Here is a 24,733-nt window from a genome sequence, read left to right on the forward strand (position 1 = left end):
GGCCATGAACAGTCTTGCCTCGCCGTCGCACCCTCGCCCGACCTCGACGGCCCTGCCCTTCTCCCGCCTGCACGCGCCGGTGGACGATCTGTATCCGCGCCTGCTCGACGCGATTCTCGAACAGCGCCTCGATGCCGCCAGCCGTTTTACCGAAGAGAGCCTGAAACAGATGTTCGGCGTCAGCCGCGCCGATGTGCGTCGGGTGCTGACCCAACTGTCCCACGAACAGATCATCGTGCTGCGGGCCAACCACCGACCGCGAGTGGCCGCGCCGGACGCCGAGCAGACACGTCAGGCGCTGCATGCCCGTCGTCTGGCCGAGAACACGCTGGTGCGGCTGGCTTGTCAGCATGCGCAGGCTGAAGATGTGAAGCGCCTGCGAGCGTTGATCGAACGTGAGCGCCAGGCTGTGGATAAAGATCGACGGGGCGCAGCGATTCGCCTGTCCGGGGAGTTTCATTTGCAGTTGGCGAAAATGGCGGGGAATGCACCGTTGGCGCATTTTCTCGGCACATTGGTGCCGCTGACCTCACTGGCGATTGCGCGATGCACTGAAACCACGCACAGCTGTTGCGCATGGCAGGAGCATCTGGCGTTGATTGAGGCGTTGGAGCGTAGAGATGTTTCCAGAGCCGGTATGTTGATGAATCGGCATCTGGGACATCTTGAGCAGATGCTGCTGGGTTCAGCCCTTGAGCAATGCGTTGTCGGTTAGATCGCCATCGCTGGCAAGCCAGCTCCCACAGGGTTTGAGGTGATCAAAAATATTGTGCCCTCTGCTTAACCTGTGGGAGCGGGGTTGCCCGCGATGACTTCATCACGGGCACCGAACATCCCTCAGCCTGCCACGACCCGGGCAAACCCCGCCCGGATTTTCTCTTCCGGCAAATCATCGGCGATAAACACGATCACGCTTTCCCGTGCCTCGCCTTCCGCCCACTCGGTATCCCAGTCGAAGCCGTAGAGTTTCAATACGCCCTGAAACACCAGCCGCCGTTCTTCACCCGCAATGTTCAACACGCCTTTGTAGCGCAGCAGTTGCTTGCCGTGTTCTTCCAGCAACTCGTTCATGAACTCGCTGAGCTGATCGATATCCAGCGGCTGATCGGTACGCAACACCAGACTGGAAATCCGGTCAATGGACGGCGCCTTGCTCACCGGCCGCAGACTCACCCCGCCGCCGAGATCGGCATTCAGGTTGAACCCGCGCACATCGAGCAATTCGGCCAGATCGATGTTGCCGTGTTCCACCACGCGGATCGGTGCGCGGCGGTTGATGCGGGTCAGGCGTTCGCTGAGCGCGGTGAACGCGGACTCGTCCACCAGATCGGTCTTGCTCACCAGCAAGCGGTCGGCAAAACCGATCTGCGCCTGAGCGATGGTCTGGGTCAGGTGCAGTTCGGCGTGAGCGGCGTCCACGAGCGTAATGATGCCGTCGAGCAAATAGCGTTCGCGCAGTTCTTCGTCGATGAAAAACGTCTGTGCCACTGGCGCCGGGTCGGCCAGGCCGGTGCATTCGATGACCAGCCGATCGAAAGCGATTTCGCCGCTGTCCAGACGTTCGAGCAGCAGGTACAGGGCTTTGGTCAGGTCGGTGTGGATGGTGCAGCAGACGCAGCCGTTGGCCAGGGTCATGACTTGCACCGGCTCGTCGCCCAGCAGTTGGGTGTCGATGCCGGCGTCACTGAATTCGTTTTCGATCACGGCGATTTTCAGGCCGTGCTCGGCTTTCAACAGATGGCGCAGCAAGGTGGTCTTGCCGGCGCCGAGGAAACCGCTGAGTACCGTTACAGGTATTGGAGAAGACAACATCGATCCCCTTCACAAAATTGATGAACAACACAAAACAAATGTGGGAGCGAGCCTGCTCGCGAATGCGGTGTGTCAGTCAAAGCATTCGCCAACTGACACTACGCTATCGCGAGCAAACTCGCTCCCACAGGGGGACTGCATCAACCGAAGGCTGTCAGATCAACAGCACTTCGGCCCACCCTTGCCACCGTAACGGGCTTCCTGACGTTCGCGAAAGAACATCTCGTAGCTCATCACCGGTTTGTCCGGGTGTTTGGTCTGCATATGCTCGACGTAGGTGTCGTAGTCGGGCATGCCGACCATCAGGCGCGCAGCCTGACCGAGGTATTTACCGAGGCGACTCAGGTCATTGAACATGCTGCAATCCTCTGGTTACGCGTCCGGCAGGGCCTGGAATGGCGATTCTTTGTCCGTACGCTCTTTTTTGCCCCAGGCGGCGATGCCGACCTTGAGCGCATAGAACAGGATGCTGAATACCACGAACAGGAACAGCGCGGTCAATGTAGCGTTGGTGTAGGCGTTGAAGATCACGTGCTGCATCTGCTCGACGCTCTTGGCCGGCGCCAGCACCTGACCGTTGGCCAGTGCATCGCTGTACTTCCTGGCCAGCGACAGGAAGCCGATCGCAGGGTTGGCGTCGAACAGCTTGATGAAGCCTGCAGTGGTGGTGCAGATCAGCAGCCAGGTGGCCGGCAGCAGGGTGACCCAGATGTAACGCTGGCGCTTCATCTTGATCAGGACCACGGTGCCGAGCATCAGCGCGATACCCGCCAGCATTTGGTTGGAGATACCAAACAGCGGCCACAAGGTGTTGATCCCGCCCAGTGGATCGACCACGCCCTGATACAGCAACCAGCCCCACATCGCCACACAACCGGCGGTGGCGATCAGGTTGGCGGACCAGGATTCGGTGCGTTTCAGCGCCGGTACGAAGGAGCCGAGCAGGTCCTGCAGCATGAAGCGACCGGCACGGGTACCGGCATCGACTGCGGTCAGGATGAACAGTGCTTCGAACAGGATCGCGAAGTGGTACCAGAACGCCATGGTGTTTTCACCCGGCAGGACACTGTGCAGGATCTGCGCGATACCGACCGCCAAGGTCGGCGCACCACCGGCACGGGCCAGGATGGTGGTTTCGCCGATGTCATGCGCCACCGCTTGCAGGGCTTCCGGGGTAATTGCAAAGCCCCAGTTGCTGACTGCGGTTGCCACGGACACCACGTCACCGCCGACCACGGCGGCCGGGCTGTTCATGGCGAAGTACACGCCAGGCTCGATCACCGAGGCAGCGACCATGGCCATGATGGCCACGAACGATTCCATCAGCATGCCGCCGTAACCGATGTAGCGGGCGTTGGTTTCGTTATCCAGCAGCTTCGGTGTGGTCCCGGAGGAGATCAGCGCGTGGAAACCGGATACCGCACCGCAAGCGATGGTGATGAACAGGAACGGGAACAGACCGCCCTTCCACACCGGGCCTGTGCCGTCGACGAACTGGGTCAGGGCCGGCATTTTCAGCTCGGGCATGGTCACCAGGATGCCGATCGCCAGGGCGACGATGGTACCGATCTTGAGGAAAGTGGAGAGATAGTCACGCGGCGCCAGAATCAGCCACACCGGCAGCGAAGCGGCGACGAAACCGTAACCGACCAGCATCCAGGTAATCTGCACGCCAGTGAAGGTGAAGGCCTTGGCCCAGACCGGATCGGCGGCAATCTGCCCACCCAGCCAGATCGAACCCAGCAGCAGCAACACGCCGACTACCGAGATCTCGCCGATGCGGCCCGGACGGATGTAGCGCATGTAGATGCCCATGAACATCGCGATCGGGATGGTCGCCATCACGGTGAAGATGCCCCACGGGCTTTCAGCCAGGGCTTTCACCACGATCAGCGCCAGCACCGCGAGGATGATGATCATGATCAGGAAGCAGCCGAACAGGGCGATGGTGCCGGGAATGCGGCCCATTTCTTCACGCACCATGTCGCCCAGCGAACGGCCGTTGCGACGGGTCGACATGAACAGGACCATGAAGTCCTGCACCGCGCCCGCCAGCACCACGCCGGCGATCAGCCACAGCGTACCGGGCAGGTAACCCATCTGCGCCGCCAGTACCGGGCCGACCAGAGGGCCCGCGCCGGCGATGGCCGCGAAGTGGTGACCGAAGAGAATGTGTTTGTTGGTTGGAACGTAGTCCAGACCGTCGTTGTTGAGCACGGCGGGGGTGGCCCGACGCGGATCGAGTTGCATCACATTGTTAGCGATGAACAGACTGTAGTAACGGTACGCAACCAGATAGATGGCCACGGCGGCGACCACAATCCACAAGGCGTTGATCGCCTCGCCTCGGCGCAATGCCACTACGCCCAGGGCGCACGCTCCTACGATTGCCAGCAGCAGCCAGGGTAAGTGGCGTAGCAGGCTATTATTATTTTTCATTTTATTATTCCAGCCAGGGTGGACAAGAAAGACAGCCACCCCGAGTTTAGCGCTACTGGCGGCAAAGGCCATACCCCGACATTGGTCTAGACAGTCCATTCGTTGGCATCACACCGCCGGTCGGGTCTATAGTCAGCTGACCTTCCTGAGGATTGCGCCATGAGCGAGCATCCGTCCGAGCGTCGCCGCTTCAAACGTATCGCGTTCGACGCCAGAACCGAATTGAGCCAGGGCGAGTACATCTGGCCGGTGAAGCTGATCGACCTGTCGCTCAAGGGGCTGCTGATCGAGCGCCCCGAGCCCTGGCTGGGCAATCCCGAGCAGGACTTTTTCGTCGACATTCATCTGAGCGATGACGTGCACATCGAGATGGATGTGCAACTGGCTCACGAAGATCACGGCCAGCTCGGTTTCGTGTGTCGGCATATCAGCCTGGAGTCGATCCAGCGCCTGCGTCGCCTGATCGAACTGAATCTGGCCGACGAAACCGAACTGGAACGCGAGCTCGGGGCGCTGATAGACGTCTGATCACTCGAACAACGAGTCCAGCGCCTGCTCCAGACGCGTCACCGCAATGATCTGCAAACCCGGCGGAGCTTCCTTCGGCGCATTGCCCTTGGGCACGATAGCGCGCTTGAAACCGTGCTTGGCGGCTTCTTTCAAACGCTCTTGACCGCTCGGCACCGGGCGCACTTCGCCGGACAGGCCGACTTCGCCGAACACCAGCAAGTCATGGGGCAACGGACGGTTGCGCAGGCTCGACATGACTGCCGCCATCAACGCCAGGTCGGACGCGGTTTCCAGCACTTTCACCCCGCCGACCACGTTGAGGAACACGTCCTGATCGTGGGTCGGAATGCCGCCATGGCGGTGGAGAACCGCCAGTAACATCGCCAGACGATTCTGATCCAGACCCAGCGTGACCCGACGCGGGTTGGCCAGATGGCTGTCATCCACCAGCGCCTGCACTTCCACCAGCATCGGCCGGGTGCCTTCCCACGTTGCCATCACCACACTGCCCGGGACTTCTTCCTGAGCGCGGGTGAGAAAAATCGCCGAAGGGTTGGAGACTTCTTTCAGGCCCTTGTCGGTCATGCCGAACACGCCCAACTCGTTGACCGCGCCGAAACGGTTCTTCACCGCCCGCAGCAGGCGCAATCGCCCGTCGGACTCGCCCTCGAAATACAGAACGGTGTCGACCATGTGCTCCAGAACCCTCGGCCCTGCGAGCGCGCCTTCCTTGGTCACGTGGCCCACCAGGAAAATCGCAGTGCCGCTTTGTTTGGCATAGCGCACCAGTAACGCCGCACTTTCGCGCACCTGGGACACGCCGCCCGGTGCCGATTGCAGTTGTTCGGTGAAGATCGTCTGGATCGAGTCGATCACCATCACCTTGGGTTTTTCCTGACGGGCGGTGGCGATGATGGTTTCGATGCAGGTTTCGGTCATGACCCGCAGTTGATCCTGTGGCAGGCCCAGGCGGCGCGCGCGCATGGCGACCTGTTGCTGGGATTCCTCACCGGTGACGTACAGCGCCGGCATGCTCTTGGCGAGGTTGCACAGGGTCTGCAACAGAATCGTCGATTTGCCGATGCCGGGGTCGCCGCCGATCAATACCACCGAGCCGTCCACCAGACCACCGCCGAGCACTCGGTCGAGTTCGCCGGAGGCTGTGGAGAAACGCGGAATCTCTTCGATGCTGACTTCGGCCAGCGTCTTGATCTGGGCCTGCTGTCCGGCCCAGCCGGTACGCCCGCTCGGGGCGGCGGCACCGCCGCTCTCGACCATGGTTTCGGTCAGGGTGTTCCAGGCGCCGCATTCGCCGCACTGCCCGGCCCACTTGGGAAAGGTTGCGCCGCACTCGGTGCAGCCGTACATGCGCTTGGCCTTGGCCATCTGAACCCCCGGCAAAAACCGCGATGATAACGCAGCCATCGTCGATCAGCGCGCCGCGCCGGGACGGATTTCTCCGCTGCCCAGACGCGCGGCGCTGCTGCCGGTCAATCCCCGACAAGTGCCGGGGCTTGAAAGGGTCGCCGTCAGTCGACCAGTTTGGCCGCCAGGGCCTTGACCCGATCCAGGTCACCCTTGGCCACTTTGGTCACACCGGCGCCGTATTCCGGATCCGCCTTATAGAGGAAGGACAGCATGATGTGCTTGCTCTCGTCATCGGCGCCGGCCAGCGAGCCGCCAAAGCTGTCGATCAGATCCTGACGCTCCTTCTTGCTGAACGAACGATACAGATCACCGGCCTGCTTGAAATTCTGTTCACGCTGGATCTTCGCCTGTTGCGTGCTGCCCTGCAGCGCGGTCTGGCTGTATCGCGCAGCTGGGGTCTCTTCACGCGGTTGCAGACGGCTTGGCTGATAGTTGACACCCGAGGTGCTCGCACCGGCATTCATCGCGCCATCCTGATTGCCATTGTTGACGGCGGTTTTGGCAGCATTGATCGGCAATTGCAGGGCGTTGGCGCCGAGGCGATACATTTGCGTATCGGCATAGGCAAATATTCGACCTTGCAGCAGACGGTCTTCCGAAGGCTCGATACCCGGTACAACATTAGAAGGCGCCATGGCCACTTGTTCGGTTTCCTGGAATACATTCGCAGGATTGCGGTTCAACACCATTTGTCCAACTTTTCGCTCAGGAATACCTGGCCAGATCTTGGTTGCATCAAGAGGGTCGAAGTCAAACTTGGACAAATCTTGCGGATTCAAGACTTGAATGTACAAGTCCCACTTCGGAAAGTTGCCTTTGTAAATATTTGTTACCAAATCATGAGTCATGTGACTGTAATCTCGACCCTGAACTTGCTCAACTTGTTGCGGATCGAGATTCTTGATGCCCTGCAAACTTTTCCAGTGAAACTTCACATAGTGCACATCGCCCTTGGCATTGACCAACTTGTAAGCGTGCACACTGTTGCCGTCCATCTCCCGATAACTGGCCGGAGTGCCCGAATTGGAATACAACTCGGTCAATGTACGGGTCGCTTCCGGTACATGGGAGAAGAAGTCGAAGCGGCGCGAGTCATCGTCAAGGTTGGTACGCGGATCGGGCTTGAAGGCATGCACCATGTCCGGAAACTTGATCGCATCGCGGATGAAGAAGGTCGGGAAGTTGTTACCCACCAGATCCCAATTACCGTCAGCGGTGTAGAACTTGGTTGCGAACCCCCGAGGGTCACGCAGGGTTTCCGGAGAGTGATTGCCGTGAACCACCGCCGAGAAACGCACGAACACTGGCGTGACCTGGCCGGCGGTGAACACCTTGGCCTTGCTCAGATCGCTCAGATCGCTGGTCGCGGTGAACGTGCCATGGGCACCGGTGCCGCGGGCATGCACGACGCGTTCGGGAATACGCTCGCGGTCGAAGCGTTGCAACTTCTGGATCAGTTGCACGTCCTGCAACAGCACCGGGCCGCTTGCGCCAGCGGTTTGCGAGTTCTGGTTATCACCGACCGCCGCACCGTTGTCACGGGTCAGCGGCGCGGCATTCACGGAGAAGGTCAGTAGACCGGCAGTCAATAAGCCGAAGGTACGACGAAGGGGAAAGGCCCCCAGGCCAGGCATGGAATTCATTTCAGGCTCCTCTGTTCTTTTGAGGCGCATCCAGGTGCGCCAACCAGAGGCTAGAAGCTCGGCCCGTCAAACATAAATAGAAAGTTCGTAACGCGATGATTGATCATTTTTTCTTGAAGATCAGCACGTTGCAGCGTATTTCGCGCGCGATTAGTGGCACTTTGCAAACTAATTACGATTCGATGTGTCGATAAAAACGGGCTTTGTAAGAAGGTGTTTCGCGCAGGACGCGTTTTGCTGATTTACACTGCTGACACCAAACTCATCTGTAACAAGGAAATAACTATGGGCGTGCTTAGCGAGTTCAAGGCCTTCGCGGTCAAAGGCAATGTGGTCGACATGGCCGTCGGTATCATCATCGGCGCGGCCTTCGGCAAGATCGTTTCGTCGTTTGTCGGCGATGTGATCATGCCGCCAATCGGCCTGCTGATCGGTGGAGTGGACTTCAGTGACCTGGCGATCACCCTGAAGGCGGCCGAGGGCAACGCCCCAGCAGTCGTGATGGCCTACGGCAAGTTCATCCAGAGCATTCTGGACTTCGTGATCGTCGCGTTCGCGATTTTCATGGGCGTCAAAGCTATCAATCGCCTCAAACGCGAAGAAGCGGTGGCCCCGACCCTGCCGCCGGTGCCAACCAAGGAAGAAGAACTGCTGGGCGAGATCCGCGATCTCCTCAAGGCTCAGAATAACCGGCCTTGAATACAGTAAACGGCGCCTGAGGGCGCCGTTTTTTTTACCAATAGTTTTCCACCGCCACCTGCCCCGGTCGCCGAGTCAGGCTCAAGGCCATACCGCGTTGCTTGAGTAACGCCCGGGTGTCATCGATCATCTGCGGATTGCCACAGAGCATGACCCGAGAATACTCCGGAGTCAGCTCGACGCCTGCCACCCTCTCCAGCTCGCCATTTTCGATCAGCGTGGTGATGCGCCCGTTGAGGGCACCGGCATAAGACTCACGCGTGACCACCGGAATGAACTGGAACTTGTGGGCATATTCCGCGAGGTAGTCGCGCTGCATCAGCTCCGCAATCAGCTGCTGATAGGCCAGTTCCCGGGCCTCCCGCACGCTGTAGACCAGGATGATTCGCTCAAATTTCTCCCACACCTCGAAGTCCTGAAGGATCGACAGAAACGGTGCCACTCCCGTGCCTGTGGATAACAGCCAGAGGTCGCGGCCATCTATGAAACGATCGAGCGTCAGATAGCCAAAGGCCTGACGCTCGATCAGCAAACTATCCCCCGCCTTCAGCCGGCTCAATTCGCTGGTGAACTCGCCACCCGGTACCACGATGGAAAAGAACTCGAGAAACTCGTCGAACGGCGAAGACACCATCGAGTAGGCGCGCCACACCATGCTGCCGTCCTCACGGGTCACACCGAGCCGCGCGAATTGCCCGGCGCGAAAGCGGAAACCGGCATCGCGCGTGGTACGCAGAGTGAACAGGGACGGAGTCAGCGGTCGCACATCGAGCAGTGTCTGCCGGCTGAATTTTTCGCTACTGGCGGTCATCGGTTTACTCCCTCAACACAAACGCCAGTGTCACGCATACTTCCCCCAAGAAACACTGACAAATTGTGGTGATATTTATTAGTGCAACTGCTCCAGAAATAATTATTTAACCTGAAGATCAAAATATTTACAGGGTTACTCACACGCAAGTAAATCGTTGTGAATATTCCGGATAATTCCCTGATCTAGAGCAAAAAAATTTAAACAGCTTGTAGGACGCAGCCTACACTGCTCTTCGTATCTGCTTTCTTGGATCCAATCCCCCCCCCCCCCGCAAAGTGTTTCCGGAGAACAATCAAAATGGAAAGGTGGAAGGAGTACCAGATAGAACAGCTGACGCGTGCGAAGGAAATCGAAAACGCTTTTCCGATTTTGAAAACGTTTGCCAACAATATAGGTTTCCAGTTTTGCGGAATTAAAATTTCAATGCCTGCCTCGCCGTCATTCAAGTCGTTGCGTATCAATAACTTTACAACAGCGTGGAACGATGAATACGAAAACAACTACAGTACCGATGACCCAATAACATCATATTGCCATGGGTCAATGCTGCCATTTCTTTGGAGCAGAAACGCTTTTTCGAAGACACCGCACATGTGGGGTGCACTTCAAAGCCATGGAATGGAACATGGCTGGTCGCAGTCATACCACCATGAAACGACCGGTTTGTGCTGCACCGTCAGCCTCGCGCGAACGTACTGCGAAGTTTCCGCATTGGAACTCTATGAGCAATATGGCGTGATGCACTACGTTGCGCAGCATTTGACTGAATTGTTCGCTCGTACGCTTCCGGCAGTGGTGACCAAAACGTCACCTATACGGTTGTCCCCACGGGAAATTGAAATCGTCAGGCTCTGTGCCCTAGGGAAAACGTCCTGGGAAATCGGAAAAATCCTGAAAATCGCCGAGAGCACAGTCAATTACCATACAAAAAACCTGATTGTTAAGTTCAACGCCTGCAACAAGATGTCGGCCATCGTCAAGGCTTCCAAGCTTGGATTCCTCTAAGCGGCCTCAGCCACCGCACTCAAATCAGACAAGAATTGCCAAAGAAAAAAACGTACCATTTGCAACCTTCCTGAGTGATGACGCGATCCTTCGCGCCGCTGTCCACTCGGACGGTTCCGCAGCACTCCCCCTGGGCCGCGGGACACCCGTCGATTACCCAGAGTCCCCGCCCCATGCCTTTGCTCGATACGCCCTTCGCCCAGCTTGATCTGATCCGCCAGCCCGAACAGCAGAATGAACCGCTGCAAGCTTTCGACGCGGCCGACGAATACCTGCTCAATCATCTGGTCGAACAGCATCTGCCGGCGGAGGCACGAGTCCTGGTGCTCAACGACAGTTTCGGTGCTCTGGCCATCAGCCTCGCAGGCAAAGTGCAGGTCAGCAGCAGCGGTGATTCATTCCTGGCGTTTCAGGGGCTGGAAAAAAACCTGCTGCGCAATGGCCAGGCGTTTGATGCTCTTCGCGGTATTCCTGCCAGCGAGCCGTTGGTCGGGCCGTTCGACCGGGTGCTGATCCGCGTACCGAAAACCCTGGCACTGCTGGAAGAGCAACTGATTCGTCTGCAAGGCCAATTGGCGCCCGGCGCACAAGTGGTAGCAGCGGCGATGGTCAAGCATTTGCCCCGCGCCGCCGGTGATCTGCTGGAACGCTACATCGGGCCGGTTCAGGCTTCGCTGGCCGTGAAAAAAGCCCGACTGCTGATCGCTACGCCCGAGGCCAAAACGCCAGCCGTCTCGCCCTACCCGACCCGTTATCGCCTCGACGAGCCGGCCATCGAACTGCTCAACCACGCCAACGTGTTCTGCCGTGAGGGACTGGACATCGGCACCCGCGCCTTTCTTCCGCACTTGCCGAAAAATCTCGGCGCAGCACGGGTCGCGGATCTTGGCTGCGGCAACGGCGTACTGGCCATCGCCAGCGCCCTGCAAAACCCCGATGCGCATTACACGCTGGTGGACGAATCGTTCATGGCCGTGCAATCGGCAGCCGAGAACTGGCGCGCGGCGCTGGGTGAACGTGAAGTGACCGTGCGCGCCGGCGACGGCCTGGCCGGGCAGGAAGCGCAGTCGCTGGACGTGGTGCTGTGCAACCCGCCGTTCCACCAGCAACAGGTGGTCGGCGACTTCCTCGCCTGGCGCATGTTCCAGCAGGCTCGCGAAGCGCTGGTCGTCGGTGGTGCGCTGTACATCGTCGGCAACCGTCACCTGGGTTATCACAGCAAACTGGCGCGGTTGTTCCGGGGTGTCGAGCAAGTCGCGGCCACGCCGAAATTCGTGATTCTCAAGGCGCGCAAATAATCCGGGCAAAAAAAACCCTCCGGTCGGAGGGTCAAAAATCCGTGCCGCAAGGCAGCGGGATGGGAAGTCTCAATGCGTGGTCAGACCTGCGGCGTTCATGAACATGCGCATCAGGCTGGCGACGATAAACAGTGCTCCGACGCTGCCGACCCAGATCATGGCCAACCAGCCGAGCCGCTGCCACAGCGGCTTTTTTTCGGCTTCTTCAATGTCGTGCAGGGAATGTTTGCCGGTCATTTTCTTTAAACCTCTTCAAGATTGATGGCGCCGCTACCGACGCCATCGCGAGCAAGCTCGCTCCCACAGGGTTTTGCTTAGTGATAACCGTCTTCATGGGTGACCTTGCCGCGGAACACGTAGTAGCTCCAGAAGGTGTAACCCAGGATGAACGGGATGATGAACAGCGTGCCCACCAGCATGAAGCCCTGGCTTTGCGGTGGTGCGGCGGCGTCCCAGATCGAGATCGACGGCGGCACGATGTTCGGCCACAGGCTGATGCCCAGACCGCTGTAGCCGAGGAAGATCAGCACCAGGGTCAACAGGAATGGCATGTAGTTGGCATTGCGTGCCACTGCGCGAATCAGACCGTACATCGTCACCAGCACCAGAATCGGCACCGGCATGAACCAGAACAGATTCGGCATACTGAACCAGCGCGTCGCGATTTCCGGGTGAGCCAACGGCGTCCACAGACTGACGACACCGATCACCGCCAGCAGCACGAAGGCCAGCGGACGCGCCAGATTGTGCATCTGCTCCTGAAGCTTGCCTTCGGTCTTCATGATCAGCCAGGTGCAGCCGAGCAACGCATACGCCACCACCAGCGCGGCGCCGCAGAACAGCGTGAACGGCGTCAGCCAGTCCAGTGACCCGCCGGCATATTGCCGATTGACCACGGGCAGACCATCAATGAACGCGCCAAGCGCCACGCCCTGGAAGAACGTCGCGGCAATCGAGCCGCCAATGAACGCCTTGTCCCACAGGTGACGCTTGTCGTCCTTGGCCTTGAAGCGGAACTCGAACGCCACGCCGCGGAAAATCAGCCCGATCAGCATGAAGATCAGCGGCAGGTACAGCGCCGACAACACCACCGAATAGGCCAGCGGGAACGCACCGAATAACGCCGCGCCCCCCAGTACCAGCCAGGTTTCATTGCCGTCCCACACCGGGGCGACGGTGTTCATCATTACGTCGCGGTCGGTCTTGCCGGGGATGAACGGGAAGAGAATCCCGATCCCCAGGTCGAAACCGTCCATGACCACGTACATCATGATGCCGAAGATGATGATCACGGCCCAGATCAGCGGAAGATCAATACCCATGACTCAAATCTCCTTGGTCAGGCTGCGGTCGTGTTCGGCGCCATCGTCGTCGGCAGCGGACAACGGACGGGCCGGCGTGCGTTTCTGGCCAGGACCACCGTCGTTGGTTTCCTTGCCCTCGTCGGTCTTCGGCCCTTTGCGCACCAGACGCATCATGTAGCCCAGACCCGCACCGAACAGCGCGAAATACACCACCACGAACATGATCAGCGTGATGCTCATCTGCATGAAGCTGTGGTTGGAAGACGCATCCGCCGTACGCATCAGCCCGTAGACCACCCACGGCTGACGACCGATTTCAGTGGTGAACCAGCCCGCCAGGATCGCGATCAGACCGGACGGCCCCATCCAAAGCGCCAGGTACAGGAACGGCCGCGACGTGTAGAGCGTGTCGCGCTTGCGCAGCCACAGGCTCCAGAGGCCAGTGAAGATCATCAGGAAACCGAGGCCGACCATGATCCGGAACGACCAGAACACGATGGTCGAGTTCGGCCGGTCTTCCGGCGGGAATTCCTTGAGTGCCGGGACTTGCTTGTCCAGCGAGTGCGTCAGGATCAGGCTGCCGAGGTACGGGATCTCGAGCGCATATTTGGTTTTCTCCTCCTTCATGTCCGGCCAGCCGAACAGGATCAGCGGCGTCGCTTCGTCGCCGTGATTTTCCCAGTGACCTTCGATCGCGGCGATTTTCGCCGGTTGGTGCTTGAGGGTGTTGAGGCCGTGGAAGTCGCCGATGACCGCCTGGATCGGCGCGACGATCAATGCCATCCACATCGCCATCGACAGCATGGTGCGGATCGCCGGGTTGTCCTTGCCGCGCAGCAGGTGCCAGGCCGCCGATGAACCGACGAAGAAGGCCGTTGCCACGAACGCGGCAGTCGCCATGTGCATCAGTCGATACGGGAACGACGGGTTGAAGATGATTGCCAGCCAGTCGGTCGGGATCACTTGGCCATTGACGATTTCGAAGCCCTGCGGGGTCTGCATCCAACTGTTGGAGGCGAGAATCCAGAAGGTCGAAATCAGCGTGCCGATGGCCACCATCACCGTGGAGAAAAAGTGCAGCTTGCGCCCGACCTTGTTCCAGCCAAATAGCATGACGCCCAGGAAGCCGGCCTCGAGGAAGAACGCCGTGAGCACTTCATACGTCAGCAACGGGCCGGTAACGGAACCGGCGAAGTCCGAGAAGCGGCTCCAGTTGGTGCCGAACTGGTAGGCCATGACCAGCCCCGAGACCACGCCCATGCCGAAGTTGACGGCAAAGATCTTCGACCAGAAATGGTAGAGGTCACGGTAGGTGTCGTTGCCGGTTTTCAGCCACAGGCCTTCAAGAACCGCGAGGTAGCTCGCAAGACCGATGGTGATCGCCGGGAACAGGATGTGGAACGAGATGGTGAACGCGAACTGAATTCGGGCGAGATCTAGTGCCTCTAAACCGAACATAAGCTTTCCTCTATCAGATAACGGTTCCAAGACTGGCGGCCTTGGACCACTGCCCCCACGGGTATGGAGTGCGGCGAACTCGGATTCGTTCTTCTTTTTACAGGCATCGCGACGCAGGGAGTCTGCCGACGGGTCCCTGATCAGTTCCGCGAAGGGTCTTGATCTGGATCAATCAACGTTGAAAGAGTAGTCCCATTTCCGACGGGGAACCGCGTGGTCTTTTGCCGCGTGACAAGTTGCCTCACAGCCTTGGCAACGCCCTGAAATACATCGGTGGCCAGGTTCGGTGTCCGGGTACGGAAAAATCGATGTCTGGCTAACTAAATTTTTTGTCATAGCAACTTCCTGTTACAGACTGGTGATAATCTCGCGGTTCCCCTCGATCAAGACCGGCCCGCAAATGCCCAGCCAAGAGCCCTTGCTGTTACGTCACCACCGTCCCTTTCTTGCGTTCTGGTTTGCCCGGATCTTCACCGCCAGCGGTTTCCAGATGCTCACCGTGGCGATCGGCTGGAATCTCTATCAACTGACCGGCAACGTGCTCGACCTGGGTCTGGTCGGACTGGTGGAATTCGCCCCACGCGTGCTGTTCATGCTGCACACCGGCCACGTTGCCGACCGCTACGACCGGCGCAAGGTCGCGGCGATCTGCCAGTCGTTGCAGGCCCTGATCGCTCTGGCACTGGCCATCGGCAGCGCCACCGACCATGTCACCCGGGAAATGATCTTTATCCTGGCGTTCCTGCTCGGCGCCGCGCGCTCGTTCGAAATGCCGACCACCCAGGCGCTGCTGCCGAGCATCGTGCCCAGCGCGCTGTTCCCGCGTGCCGTCGCCGCCGCGCAGTCGGCGCAGCAGTCGGCCACCATCGTCGCCCCGGCGCTCGGCGGTCTTCTTTATGCCTTCGGCAGCGTGTGGGTCTATGGCCCGACGGTCATTCTGTATGTCATCGCCTGCACCTTGATGCTCAACTTGCCTGCCCGGCAAACACCGCTGAACAAAGGCAAGGCGACTCTGGATTCGTTGCTGGCAGGGATTCGCTTCATTCGCAGCCGTCCGGACATTCTCGGAGCTATTTCGCTGGATCTGTTCGCGGTGCTGCTCGGCGGTGCCACGGCGCTGTTGCCGGTGTTCGCCAAGGACATCCTGCTGACCGGGCCATGGGGGCTGGGACTGCTGCGTTCGGCGCCGGCGGTCGGCGCATTGATGATGTCGTTGTTCCTGGCGCGGTTTGCCGTTGAGCGAAACGTCGGTCGGGTGATGTTCACTGCCGTCGGCGTATTCGGCGTGGCCACCATCGCCTTCGGTCTGTCGACCTCGTTCTGGTTCTCGCTGGCGGTGCTGGTGGTGCTGGGCGCGGCGGACATGATCAGCATGGTGATCCGCGCGTCTTTCGTGCAACTGGAAACCCCGGACGAAATGCGCGGTCGGGTCAGCGCGGTGAACGGCCTGTTCATCGGCGCCTCGAACCAGTTGGGCGAATTCGAATCCGGCCTCACCGCCCACGTGTTCGGCACCGTGCCGGCGGTGGTGATGGGCGGCATCGGAACGCTGGTGGTGACCGGGACCTGGATCAAACTCTTCCCGACCCTGGCCAATCGCGACCGGATGCATGTGCCGGTGGAAGAGGTGAAGGCCTAGCTACACGGGTTCCACCAGCGGGGCCATCCCCCAAGCACAAATAGCTCGAAAAGATGCGGTACATAGATACCGCATTGAGTGTAATGTATCGCCTTACACTCGCCGCATGATCAAATCCTTTCAGCACAAAGGCCTTCGCGGCTTCTATGAAACCGGTTCGACTCGCGGGATTCGTGCCGATCACGCTAAACGGCTGTCGCGCATGCTGCAGTTCATGGATCGGGCCGCCGTTCCGGGGGATCTGGATCTTCCCGGTTGGCGTATGCATCCACTGAAAGGGGAGCTTTGCGAGTACTGGTCACTCAGTGTGTCCGGGAACTGGCGGGTTATCTTTCGATTTGCAGGTTCGGATATCGAACTGATCGACTATCTGGATTACCACTGACAGGAGGCAGGCTCATGCCCATGCACAACCCGCCACACCCCGGTGAAACACTGTTGATGGATGTATTGCCGGAACTTGGCATCAGCGTTACCGAATTGGCTCGGCATCTGGGATTCGCTCGTCCTCATCTATCTCGCGTCTTGCACGGACATGCGCCGATCAGCCCGGATCTGGCCGTACGACTGGAACGCGCGGGGATTGGCAAGGCTCGCATGTGGCTAGGGGTTCAAACAGATTACGACCTCTGGCAAGCCGAGCATCGTGAGCAACCAGCCATTCAGCCAATCGCTGCTCACGCCTGACGCTCTCAGGCCAGCAACTCCCCCGCCACCTTCGCTCTGACGGCCTTGCCCGCCAGTTGCTCGACCAGTGTCAACGCAAATGCCAGCGCGGCGCCGGAGCCCTGGGCGGTGATGCAATTGCCGTCGACCACCACCGGTTGATCGACAAACGTGCAACCAGACAGGTTATGGCTGCTAGCGGGCAGGCAGGTCATCCGGCGTTGTCGTAATACGCCAAAGCTTTGCAGAGCGACCGCTGGGGATTCGGCGATGGCGGCGAACAGGCGCCCGGCGCTGGCCTGATTCTTGAGCAGTTGTTGCAAGGGCTGATGCGCGGCAAGGTGCTGCGCGCCGACGGCGCCACCGGGCAGGACGATCAGGTCGAAAGTCTGGGCCAGCACATCAATGAGCATGCCGTCGGCAGTCAGGCGCGTGCCTCGGGCGCAGGTCAGCATGCGCCGGCCTTCGATGCTGGCCGCCACCACTTCGACGCCGGCCCGGCGCAGCACGTCGATCAGGGTCACGCATTGCAGATCATCGATGCCCTCGGCGAGGGTAATCAGGGCTCTAAAGGTCATGGGCGCCATCCGCTGGGTGATCTTCAAAGCGTAGTCAGCTTTGCCCTGAACTGTTCGGCGACAGCCGTTACTTGATGTAAAGCTGGGTGGACATCGTGTTGCGCGGGGCGTTGATCGACGTATTGCTGAAGGTAAAGGTGCCTTCCTGACGAGTCGCCAGATCGAAGGTGTACAGCGAGCCGACGGTTTTGCTGCCAGGCGTGCACTCGGTCAGATTGCCGTTATCGAAAGCACAGACGGGGCTTCGGGTGCCATTCACTTCAAAACCGTCCAGCGCGGCCTGAGGCTGGCTCTGACCGTAACCGATTTCCAGCACATAGACCTTGATGCCCGGCGCGCTGTGGTCGCAGCGAGTCTGCACCTGGCCATCGGTGATGTCTTCGAGCCCGCAGGACGAGGACTGAACCTTGATGACTTTCACCTCGCTCAATGGCGGTGCCGACGCCGCGAGTGCCGCCGGTACACCGGCCAGCAGCAAGGCCATCAGTCCAGCGGTCTTCATCCAACCCTTGTTCATGCGATCCATCCCCGAAAAAACAGCGCGCAGTATGGCGTACTTGGCCGTGGTGCAAAACTTCGCCGACGATCGACACCAACATCCGCCATCTTCCTCACGCTGCTGGTATGATGCGCGGCTTTTTCCGGCCCACCACAATTTTCCAGGCGCTTGCGACGGTCTGTGCTTTGCTGTTGAGGTCGATACATTCACGGCGCCACGCGCGCCACGGGGAGCAGACATGCTGGAAAGGCTGTTTCAACTCAAGGCACACAACACCAACGTGCGGACCGAGATTCTCGCGGGCGTCACGACCTTCCTGGCCATGGCCTACATTCTGTTCGTCAACCCGAGCATCCTCGGCGAGACCGGCATGGACAAAGGCGCGGTGTTCGTCGCCACCTGTCTGGCAGCCGCCATCGGCTCCACGGTCATGGGCCTGATCGCCAACTACCCGATCGCCCTTGCACCGGGCATGGGTCTGAACGCCTTCTTTACCTACACCGTCGTGCTGCACATGGGCCACACCTGGCAAGTGGCGCTGGGCGCGGTGTTCATTTCGGCCGTGTGCTTCTTCCTGCTGTCGATCTTCCGCATCCGTGAGTGGATCATCAACAGCATCCCGCTGCCACTGCGCTCGGCAATTGCTGCCGGTATCGGCCTGTTCCTGGCGCTGATCGCCCTGCACAACGCCGGCATCGTGGTCAGCAACCCGGCGACCATGGTCGGCCTCGGCGACCTGAAACAACCGGCTCCGATCCTCGCCACCCTCGGTTTCGCCCTGATCGTTGCCCTTGAAGCCCTGAAAGTGCGCGGCGCAGTGCTGATCGGCATTCTCGCGGTGACCATCGTCTCGATCGTGATGGGCTTCACCCCGTTCGGCGGCGTGACCTCGATGCCACCCTCGCTGGCCCCGACCTTCCTGCAACTGGACATCAAGGGCGCGCTGGACATCGGTCTGGTCAGCGTGATCTTCGCCTTCCTGTTCGTCGACCTGTTCGACAACTCCGGCACCCTGATCGGCGTCGCCAAGCGCGCCGGCCTGATGGGCAAGGACGGCCACATGCCGAAAATGGGCCGTGCGCTGATCGCCGACAGTACGGCGGCAATGGCCGGTTCGCTGCTGGGCACCTCGACCACCACCAGCTACATCGAATCCGCTGCGGGCGTGAGCGCCGGCGGCCGCACCGGCCTGACCGCCATCGTCGTCGCGATCCTGTTCCTGCTGGCACTGTTCTTCTCGCCACTGGCCGCCAGCGTGCCGGCCTTCGCTACCGCGCCGGCGCTGCTGTTCGTCGCCGTGCTGATGACTTCGGGCCTGGCGGAAATAGACTGGGAAGACATCACCGTCGCCGCGCCGGTCGTGGTCACCGCGCTGGCGATGCCTTTCACCTATTCCATCGCCAACGGCATCGCCTTCGGCTTCATCGCCTGGACTGCGATCAAACTGCTGTCCGGCCGCGCCCGTGAGCTGAACCCGGCGCTGGTGATCCTGTCGATTCTGTTCGTGATCAAGCTGGGTTGGTTCAACGCATGACTTTTGATTCCCAGGCCTACGCCGCACAACTCGAAGACAAGGTCACGCGCCTGCGTGACCTGCTGGCCCCGTTCGATGCACCGGAGCCAGCGGTGTTCGACTCGCCGCTGCAGAACTTTCGTCTGCGCGCCGAATTTCGCCTGTGGCGCGAGGCCGGCGAGCGGCATTACGCGATGTTTTCCCAGGACGACAAACGCACGCCTATCCTGATCGAAGCGTTCCCGATCGCCAGCCTGCGCATCAACCAGTTGATGCCGCAATTGAAGGCGGCATGGCAGGCCAGCGCAGCGCTGAGCCACAAGCTGTTTCAGGTGGAGTTTCTGACCACCCTGGCCGGCGACGCGATGATCACCCTGTGCTATCACCGTCCGCTGGACGAACACTGGCACGCGGCGGCGACCAAACTGGCAGCGGACCTGGGCGTCAGCATCATCGGTCGCTCCAAGGGCAAGCGCGAAGTGCTCGGCCTCGATTACGTGGTCGAGAAACTCGACGTCGGCGGCCGCACCTTCAGCTATCGCCAGCCGGAAGGCGCATTCACCCAGCCCAACGGCACCGTGAACCAGAAGATGCTCAACTGGGCATACGAAGCACTGGGCGATCGCAGCGACGATCTGCTGGAGCTGTACTGCGGCAACGGCAACTTCACCTTGCCGCTGGCAACTCGCGTGCGCAAAGTGCTGGCCACCGAAATCAGCAAGACCTCGGTCAACGCCGCACTGAGCAACCTGGCCGAAAACGCTGTGGATAACGTCACCCTGGTGCGACTGTCCGCCGAAGAGCTGACCGAAGCCCTGAACGAAGTTCGCCCGTTCCGTCGCCTGCACGGTATCGACCTGAAGAGCTACGAGTTCGGCAGCGTGTTCGTCGACCCGCCACGGGCCGGCATGGACCCGGACACCTGTGAGCTGACCCGGCGCTTCGACAACATCCTGTACATCTCCTGCAATCCGGAGACGCTGGCAGCCAACATCGCCCAACTGAACGATACCCACCGCATCACCCGCTGTGCGTTGTTTGACCAGTTCCCGTGGACCCACCACATGGAATCCGGCGTGCTGTTGACCCGCCGTTGATCGCAGGTGCCAGAAACAAGAAAGCCGTCCTGACCGACGGCTTTTTTGTACTTGCTCACAACACAGGATCGACTTTGCGCGGGCGCCCGCCCTTCCTGCCATTGGCCCGTGCCGCCTCAGCTTTCGCAGTGCTGCTCTGGCGGCCGTTGCGGGAAGCGATCACCGAGGCCGCCATGGCCATCAATGGCTGACTGGCGGAGATCATGCCAGCGATGGAAACCTGCAGGTCCTTGTCGTCGTGGCAAAGGGCGGTGCCGGCAAAGCCGACCTTCAATCCGGTGAAGTCTTCCTGTTCGAAATCATCGAATTCGCGGTAGAGATTCACTGGTAGCAGCACGCCGCTGTCGTCTTCAAAGTGGATAACAAGACATGGTTTCTGGAAGGCCACCGACACGGCTTGCAGGCTGCTGCGTCGGCGCACGCCGCCACGGTCGACGGCCTCGTCCAGACGTTTTTGCGTGACAGGGCGATCCGCGTGCAACGCGGTTTTGACTGTTTTCATAATTCTATTTCCACTCCTTCATGAGCGCCGACCAGGTCCAACAGGGTTTTGTTGACCTCAGGCTCGTAATACGCCGACCCGATCCTGAAACTGGTGCTGGTGACCTCCCGCAGCACCGCCACCTGATTCGACTGCCCGTCCCACCACTGATTGTCGAGACAGGCTGTGCGCAATCGAGTCCACCAGATCCAGCGCGCCCGCCGCAGATGATCGGTTTCACGCAGCGACTGGCGCAGCCCCTCAAGCAGGCTGACCGGAGGTCGATGTGACAACGGCACCACATCCCACAGTTCAACGCCGTTGTGCCAGAAACTGAATTTGAAGCGGGCGCTCCAGGCCCCTGCATCCACATGCGCGTGAGGCGGGCAATGTTCGTCACGCAGCATGATCACCACTGACAGTCCTTTGTAACTGCATACCTTCATGCTAACCCATCCGTTAGGTTTAAAAGTTTCAACAATTGCCATTCCCTGGCAAATCCGACCACCGGCGCCATCGCCTGCTGTGGCCGTTACCCTCCGAGCCTAGTGCGGGAGCCGCAAAAGCCTCGCGCAAAATGGTAAGCAGTTCTTTCGCAGCGACCGCGCATTTGCTACATACGAAGACTCATTCCCCGGTGTAATCAATCATGCAGCGACACTTCGACGATCTTCAGCTGGGCAGCATCGAACTGTTTTGCCTGGCCGCCGAGTGCGGCAGTTTTACCGCTGCGGCGCAGGCGGCTTCGGTGACGCCGGCAGCGGTGAGCCGCTCGGTGTCACGCATGGAGGAACGCCTGGGCGTGCGACTGTTTGCGCGCACCACCCGCAGCGTGAAATTGACCGACAGCGGCCGGCGCTATTACGAAGAATGCCGCCAGGCGCTGGCGCAACTGGTCGAGGCGCAGCGGGAAGTCATGGGCCAGCAGCAGGAACCGTCCGGCACTCTGCGCATCAGTATTCCTACGACATACGCCCATCATCGAATCCTGCCGCTGCTGCCGGCCTTTCGCGCGCGATTCCCGCAGGTGAAGGTCGACATGCACATCAGCAACCGCAACATCGACTTCGTCGGCGAGGGCTACGACATGGCGATCCGCGTGCGGGCGATTCCCGATTCGGGCCTGATCGCCCGACACCTGGAAGATGCGGCACTGGTGATGGTCGCCAGCCCCGATTACCTCAAGCGCGCCGGCACGCCGCAGACCCTCGAAGACCTCGAACAGCACGAGTGCATCCAGTACGAGTTGCCCAGCAGTGGGCGGCGGATCACCTGGCTGTTTTACGACGAGGACGCGCCACGGGAAATCCTCACCGAGGGCAATTTCTGCTGCTCCGATGACGTGCTCGGCGGCGTGACCCTGGCCAGACATGGCGCCGGATTGTTCCAGACCTATCGCTTCATCGTCGAAAAAGAACTGGCCGACGGCTCGCTGATAGAAGTGCTCAAACCCTACAGCGGACGCTCGCGGCCATTCACCTTGTTGTACCCGCAGAATCGCCACATGCCGCTGCGCGTCAGGGCTTTCATCGATTTTCTGGTGGAGCAGTTACCGCAATGAATACCGCCTGTGTGCGATCACCGCACACAAAACAGAGCTGTCGATGCAGAGCAATTGATTAAAGTAACCAGCTAGTACAATTTAACTCCACAGGTCGAACCCTCGGCCCAAGCCAAAAACAATAAGTGGAGTTTGCCCCCATGCCCCCTATCGTTCTGGTGCTCAACGGCCCGAACCTGAACCTGCTCGGTACCCGTGAACCGGCGACGTACGGTCACGAAACCCTGGCCGACATCTCTGCCCTGTGCGGGCGCGCCGCCGAAGAATTCGGCCTGGCCGTGGAGTTTCGCCAGACCAATCACGAAGGCGAACTGCTCGACTGGATTCACGGCGCCCGCCAGCGCTGCGCCGGCATCGTGATCAACCCGGCCGCCTGGACACACACCTCGGTAGCGATCCGCGACGCCCTCGTTGCCAGCGAATTGCCGGTGATCGAAGTGCACCTGTCCAACGTCCATGCCCGCGAGCCGTTCCGTCACCACTCGTTCGTCTCGGCCATCGCCACCGCCGTGATGTGCGGCTTCGGCAGCCACGGTTATCGCCTGGCCCTGGAACATTTCAGCCAGCGGCTGAAGGGGTGAACCACATGAACCGCAACAACGTGATACTCGCCGGGCTGATCGGCGCCGGCATTCAGGCCTCCCGCACTCCGGCGCTGCATGAACACGAAGGTGACGAACAGGGTCTGCGTTACTTGTACCGCTTGATCGATCTCGATCAACTGCAACTGGACAGCAACGCCCTGCCCGACCTGTTGTTGGCCGCCGAACGAATGAATTACACCGGCCTGAACATCACCTTCCCGTGCAAGCAGGCAATCATCCCGCTGCTCGATGAGCTGTCCGCGGAAGCCCGAGGCATCGGCGCCGTGAACACGGTGGTGCTCAAGGACGGCAAACGCGTCGGACACAACACCGATTGCCTGGGTTTCGCAGAGGGTTTTCGTCGCGGCCTGCCAGACGTCGCCCGCGAGCGTGTGGTCCAGATGGGCGCCGGTGGCGCCGGTGCGGCGGTGGCCCACGCCTTGTTGAGCGAAGGCGTACAGCAACTGAGCATTTTTGATGTGGACGTGGAGCGCGCCGAAAGCCTGGCGAACAACCTCAACCAGCATTTCGGCGCTGGCCGGGCGGTTGCCGGGCATGATCTGGCGAGCACGCTGAATCAGGCCGATGGCCTGGTGAACACCACGCCGATGGGTATGGCCAAACTGCCGGGTATGCCCGTGCCGGCGGCATTGCTGCGGCCTGAGTTGTGGATAGCGGAGATCGTATATTTCCCACTGGAAACCGAACTGCTGCGCAACGCCCGCGCCCTGGGTTGCCGAACCCTGGATGGCGGCAACATGGCGGTGTTTCAGGCGGTGAAGGCGTTTGAGCTGTTCAGCGGCAGAGTGCCGGATGCGCAGCGAATGCTCGCGCATTTCCAAAGCATGAATGGTTGAATCACACCTCTGTTCCCTGTGGGAGCGAGCTTGCTCGCGAAGGCTTAACGTCAGCCAATACATGTGTTGGCTGACGCACCGCTTTCGCGAGCAAGCTCGCTCCCACAAAGGACGCCGTCACGCCTGCAAGTAGCGCAGCACCGACTCGCAAATCATCTCGCGATGACGCTGTTTGATGGCTTCGTCCGGCAGGTCGATCTGAAAGATCTCACCGAACGTGTGGCGGTTCGATACGCGATAGAAGCAGAACGAACTGATCAACAGATGCACGTCCAGCGCGTCGAGCCCGGCGCGGAACACCCCTTCTTCAGCACCACGACGCAGAATCTCGCCCAGTGAATCGAGGATGGTGTTGTTCATCGCCTTGATCGCGTCGGAACGCTTCACGTACTCGGCGTTATGGATGTTTTCGATGCTGACGATCCGCACGAAATCGACGTTGCGGTCGTGGTGATCGAAGGTGAATTCCACCAGGCGCCGGATCGCTTCCACCGGCGGCAATTCAGCCAGGTGCAGGCGGTTCTCGGTGCTGCGGATATCGCCGTAGAGTTTCTCCAGCACCTCGACGTACAACTGCTCCTTGCTGCCGAAGTAGTAATAGATCATGCGCTTGGAGGTATGGATGCGCTCGGCGATCGCGTCCACACGAGCACCGGACAGACCCTGCTGGACGAACTCGACGATCGCCTCCTGCAGGATATTCTCGCGGGTCTTTTCCGGGTTGTTCTTGCGACTTTTGCGCGGCTCTACCGTGGGTAGAACGGGGGCGGCGGAAAGTTCTGAAGTCATTGTCATTGCGGGCTCACGGCCATCACTGCACAGGCTGGCGATTATGGGCCGCGCGCCCC

General features: G+C 60.0%; 27 protein-coding genes. 13 read left to right on the forward strand and 14 right to left on the reverse strand.

Annotated features, from left to right (window positions below):
- Positions 1-4: 4 nt before the first annotated feature.
- On the forward strand, positions 5-715 hold the full coding sequence (locus tag IHQ43_RS25125) for a GntR family transcriptional regulator (RefSeq protein ID WP_192562465.1): 711 nt from the start codon (positions 5-7) through the stop codon (positions 713-715).
- A gap of 122 nt (positions 716-837) precedes the next feature.
- On the opposite strand, the gene yjiA is transcribed toward IHQ43_RS25125, so the two are convergent.
- From yjiA to IHQ43_RS25140, 3 genes are all read right to left on the reverse strand, one after another.
- Positions 838-1,812 carry a GTPase gene (gene yjiA / locus IHQ43_RS25130; protein WP_192562466.1) on the reverse strand — a complete coding sequence of 325 codons (975 nt, stop codon included), beginning with the start codon at positions 1,810-1,812 and terminating at the stop codon, positions 838-840.
- Positions 1,813-1,971: 159 nt separating this feature from the next.
- Positions 1,972-2,169, reverse strand: coding sequence for a YbdD/YjiX family protein (locus IHQ43_RS25135; protein ID WP_003228401.1), 198 nt, complete (start codon positions 2,167-2,169; stop codon positions 1,972-1,974).
- Positions 2,170-2,184: 15 nt separating this feature from the next.
- Positions 2,185-4,251, reverse strand: a complete 2,067-nt coding sequence (locus IHQ43_RS25140) for a carbon starvation CstA family protein (protein WP_064382116.1) — start codon at positions 4,249-4,251, stop codon at positions 2,185-2,187.
- Positions 4,252-4,410: 159 nt separating this feature from the next.
- Here IHQ43_RS25140 and IHQ43_RS25145 point away from each other — a divergent pair, with 159 nt between their 5' ends.
- Positions 4,411-4,779: a PilZ domain-containing protein gene (locus IHQ43_RS25145; protein WP_192562467.1), complete on the forward strand. Its 369-nt coding sequence runs from the start codon at positions 4,411-4,413 to the stop codon at positions 4,777-4,779.
- On the opposite strand, the gene radA is transcribed toward IHQ43_RS25145, so the two are convergent.
- Positions 4,780-6,147, reverse strand: coding sequence for a DNA repair protein RadA (gene radA, locus IHQ43_RS25150; RefSeq protein WP_007950985.1), 1,368 nt, complete (start codon positions 6,145-6,147; stop codon positions 4,780-4,782).
- A gap of 143 nt (positions 6,148-6,290) precedes the next feature.
- Complete coding sequence (locus tag IHQ43_RS25155; protein ID WP_192562468.1) at positions 6,291-7,832, reverse strand: catalase; 1,542 nt, start codon at positions 7,830-7,832, stop codon at positions 6,291-6,293.
- 285 nt (positions 7,833-8,117) lie between these two features.
- Here IHQ43_RS25155 and mscL point away from each other — a divergent pair, with 285 nt between their 5' ends.
- Complete coding sequence (gene mscL / locus IHQ43_RS25160) at positions 8,118-8,531, forward strand: large-conductance mechanosensitive channel protein MscL (RefSeq protein WP_192562469.1); 414 nt, start codon at positions 8,118-8,120, stop codon at positions 8,529-8,531.
- A 34-nt stretch (positions 8,532-8,565) separates the two neighbouring features.
- Here mscL and IHQ43_RS25165 read toward each other — a convergent pair whose 3' ends face one another.
- A complete protein-coding gene (locus tag IHQ43_RS25165) occupies positions 8,566-9,342 on the reverse strand; it encodes a ferredoxin--NADP reductase (RefSeq protein WP_192562470.1) in 777 nt (258 codons plus the stop codon).
- A gap of 300 nt (positions 9,343-9,642) precedes the next feature.
- On the opposite strand from IHQ43_RS25165, the gene IHQ43_RS25170 reads away from it, so the two are divergent.
- Together IHQ43_RS25170 and IHQ43_RS25175 are read left to right on the forward strand one after the other, a co-directional pair.
- Positions 9,643-10,350: a LuxR C-terminal-related transcriptional regulator gene (locus tag IHQ43_RS25170; protein WP_192562471.1), complete on the forward strand. Its 708-nt coding sequence runs from the start codon at positions 9,643-9,645 to the stop codon at positions 10,348-10,350.
- A gap of 173 nt (positions 10,351-10,523) precedes the next feature.
- Positions 10,524-11,648, forward strand: coding sequence for a methyltransferase (locus IHQ43_RS25175; RefSeq protein ID WP_192562472.1), 1,125 nt, complete (start codon positions 10,524-10,526; stop codon positions 11,646-11,648).
- 69 nt (positions 11,649-11,717) lie between these two features.
- Here the strand turns inward: IHQ43_RS25175 and IHQ43_RS25180 are convergent, their stop codons facing one another.
- The 3 genes from IHQ43_RS25180 to IHQ43_RS25190 all read right to left on the reverse strand — a co-directional run bounded on the left by IHQ43_RS25180 (position 11,718) and on the right by IHQ43_RS25190 (position 14,410).
- On the reverse strand, positions 11,718-11,885 hold the full coding sequence (locus IHQ43_RS25180) for a DUF2474 domain-containing protein (RefSeq protein ID WP_007950992.1): 168 nt from the start codon (positions 11,883-11,885) through the stop codon (positions 11,718-11,720).
- A 77-nt stretch (positions 11,886-11,962) separates the two neighbouring features.
- On the reverse strand, positions 11,963-12,970 hold the full coding sequence (cydB, locus tag IHQ43_RS25185) for a cytochrome d ubiquinol oxidase subunit II (protein ID WP_192562473.1): 1,008 nt from the start codon (positions 12,968-12,970) through the stop codon (positions 11,963-11,965).
- A gap of 3 nt (positions 12,971-12,973) precedes the next feature.
- Positions 12,974-14,410, reverse strand: a complete 1,437-nt coding sequence (locus tag IHQ43_RS25190) for a cytochrome ubiquinol oxidase subunit I (RefSeq protein ID WP_192562474.1) — start codon at positions 14,408-14,410, stop codon at positions 12,974-12,976.
- 400 nt (positions 14,411-14,810) lie between these two features.
- On the opposite strand from IHQ43_RS25190, the gene IHQ43_RS25195 reads away from it, so the two are divergent.
- The 3 genes from IHQ43_RS25195 (at position 14,811) to IHQ43_RS25205 (ending at position 16,736) form a co-directional block, all read left to right on the forward strand.
- A complete protein-coding gene (locus IHQ43_RS25195) occupies positions 14,811-16,049 on the forward strand; it encodes an MFS transporter (RefSeq protein WP_192562475.1) in 1,239 nt (412 codons plus the stop codon).
- 106 nt (positions 16,050-16,155) lie between these two features.
- A complete protein-coding gene (locus IHQ43_RS25200) occupies positions 16,156-16,434 on the forward strand; it encodes a type II toxin-antitoxin system RelE/ParE family toxin (RefSeq protein ID WP_192562476.1) in 279 nt (92 codons plus the stop codon).
- Positions 16,435-16,448: 14 nt separating this feature from the next.
- Positions 16,449-16,736 carry a HigA family addiction module antitoxin gene (locus IHQ43_RS25205; protein WP_045121630.1) on the forward strand — a complete coding sequence of 96 codons (288 nt, stop codon included), beginning with the start codon at positions 16,449-16,451 and terminating at the stop codon, positions 16,734-16,736.
- A 5-nt stretch (positions 16,737-16,741) separates the two neighbouring features.
- Here the strand turns inward: IHQ43_RS25205 and IHQ43_RS25210 are convergent, their stop codons facing one another.
- Together IHQ43_RS25210 and IHQ43_RS25215 are read right to left on the reverse strand one after the other, a co-directional pair.
- On the reverse strand, positions 16,742-17,293 hold the full coding sequence (locus tag IHQ43_RS25210; protein WP_192562477.1) for a DJ-1 family glyoxalase III: 552 nt from the start codon (positions 17,291-17,293) through the stop codon (positions 16,742-16,744).
- Between the two features lie 67 nt (positions 17,294-17,360).
- Positions 17,361-17,810, reverse strand: a complete 450-nt coding sequence (locus IHQ43_RS25215; RefSeq protein WP_192562478.1) for a DUF4879 domain-containing protein — start codon at positions 17,808-17,810, stop codon at positions 17,361-17,363.
- Positions 17,811-18,030: 220 nt separating this feature from the next.
- On the opposite strand from IHQ43_RS25215, the gene IHQ43_RS25220 reads away from it, so the two are divergent.
- The gene (locus IHQ43_RS25220; protein WP_064599583.1) at positions 18,031-19,326 is read left to right on the forward strand and encodes an NCS2 family permease; all 1,296 of its coding nucleotides are present in this window, start codon (positions 18,031-18,033) and stop codon (positions 19,324-19,326) included.
- Positions 19,323-20,402, forward strand: a complete 1,080-nt coding sequence (gene trmA / locus IHQ43_RS25225; protein ID WP_192562479.1) for a tRNA (uridine(54)-C5)-methyltransferase TrmA — start codon at positions 19,323-19,325, stop codon at positions 20,400-20,402. The genes IHQ43_RS25220 and trmA overlap by 4 nt, the downstream gene beginning before the upstream one ends.
- A 55-nt stretch (positions 20,403-20,457) precedes the next feature.
- Here the strand turns inward: trmA and IHQ43_RS25230 are convergent, their stop codons facing one another.
- Both IHQ43_RS25230 and IHQ43_RS25235 read right to left on the reverse strand, forming a co-directional pair.
- A complete protein-coding gene (locus IHQ43_RS25230) occupies positions 20,458-20,904 on the reverse strand; it encodes a hypothetical protein (protein WP_192562480.1) in 447 nt (148 codons plus the stop codon).
- Positions 20,901-21,329, reverse strand: a complete 429-nt coding sequence (locus IHQ43_RS25235; protein ID WP_192565060.1) for a DUF4160 domain-containing protein — start codon at positions 21,327-21,329, stop codon at positions 20,901-20,903. Before IHQ43_RS25235 ends, IHQ43_RS25230 begins: the two co-directional genes overlap by 4 nt.
- Before the next feature lie 203 nt (positions 21,330-21,532).
- Here IHQ43_RS25235 and IHQ43_RS25240 point away from each other — a divergent pair, with 203 nt between their 5' ends.
- From IHQ43_RS25240 to IHQ43_RS25250, 3 genes are all read left to right on the forward strand, one after another.
- Positions 21,533-22,444: a LysR family transcriptional regulator gene (locus tag IHQ43_RS25240; protein WP_192562481.1), complete on the forward strand. Its 912-nt coding sequence runs from the start codon at positions 21,533-21,535 to the stop codon at positions 22,442-22,444.
- 140 nt (positions 22,445-22,584) lie between these two features.
- Complete coding sequence (aroQ, locus tag IHQ43_RS25245; protein ID WP_011336043.1) at positions 22,585-23,025, forward strand: type II 3-dehydroquinate dehydratase; 441 nt, start codon at positions 22,585-22,587, stop codon at positions 23,023-23,025.
- Positions 23,026-23,030: 5 nt separating this feature from the next.
- Positions 23,031-23,885: a shikimate dehydrogenase gene (locus IHQ43_RS25250; protein WP_192562482.1), complete on the forward strand. Its 855-nt coding sequence runs from the start codon at positions 23,031-23,033 to the stop codon at positions 23,883-23,885.
- Between the two features lie 117 nt (positions 23,886-24,002).
- Here the strand turns inward: IHQ43_RS25250 and IHQ43_RS25255 are convergent, their stop codons facing one another.
- Positions 24,003-24,680 (reverse strand): TetR/AcrR family transcriptional regulator, encoded by a 678-nt coding sequence (locus IHQ43_RS25255; RefSeq protein ID WP_192562483.1) that lies wholly within the window; start codon positions 24,678-24,680, stop codon positions 24,003-24,005.
- Positions 24,681-24,733 lie beyond the last annotated feature (53 nt).

The organism is Pseudomonas gozinkensis, from assembly GCF_014863585.1.
GTDB lineage: Bacteria > Pseudomonadota > Gammaproteobacteria > Pseudomonadales > Pseudomonadaceae > Aquipseudomonas > Aquipseudomonas gozinkensis.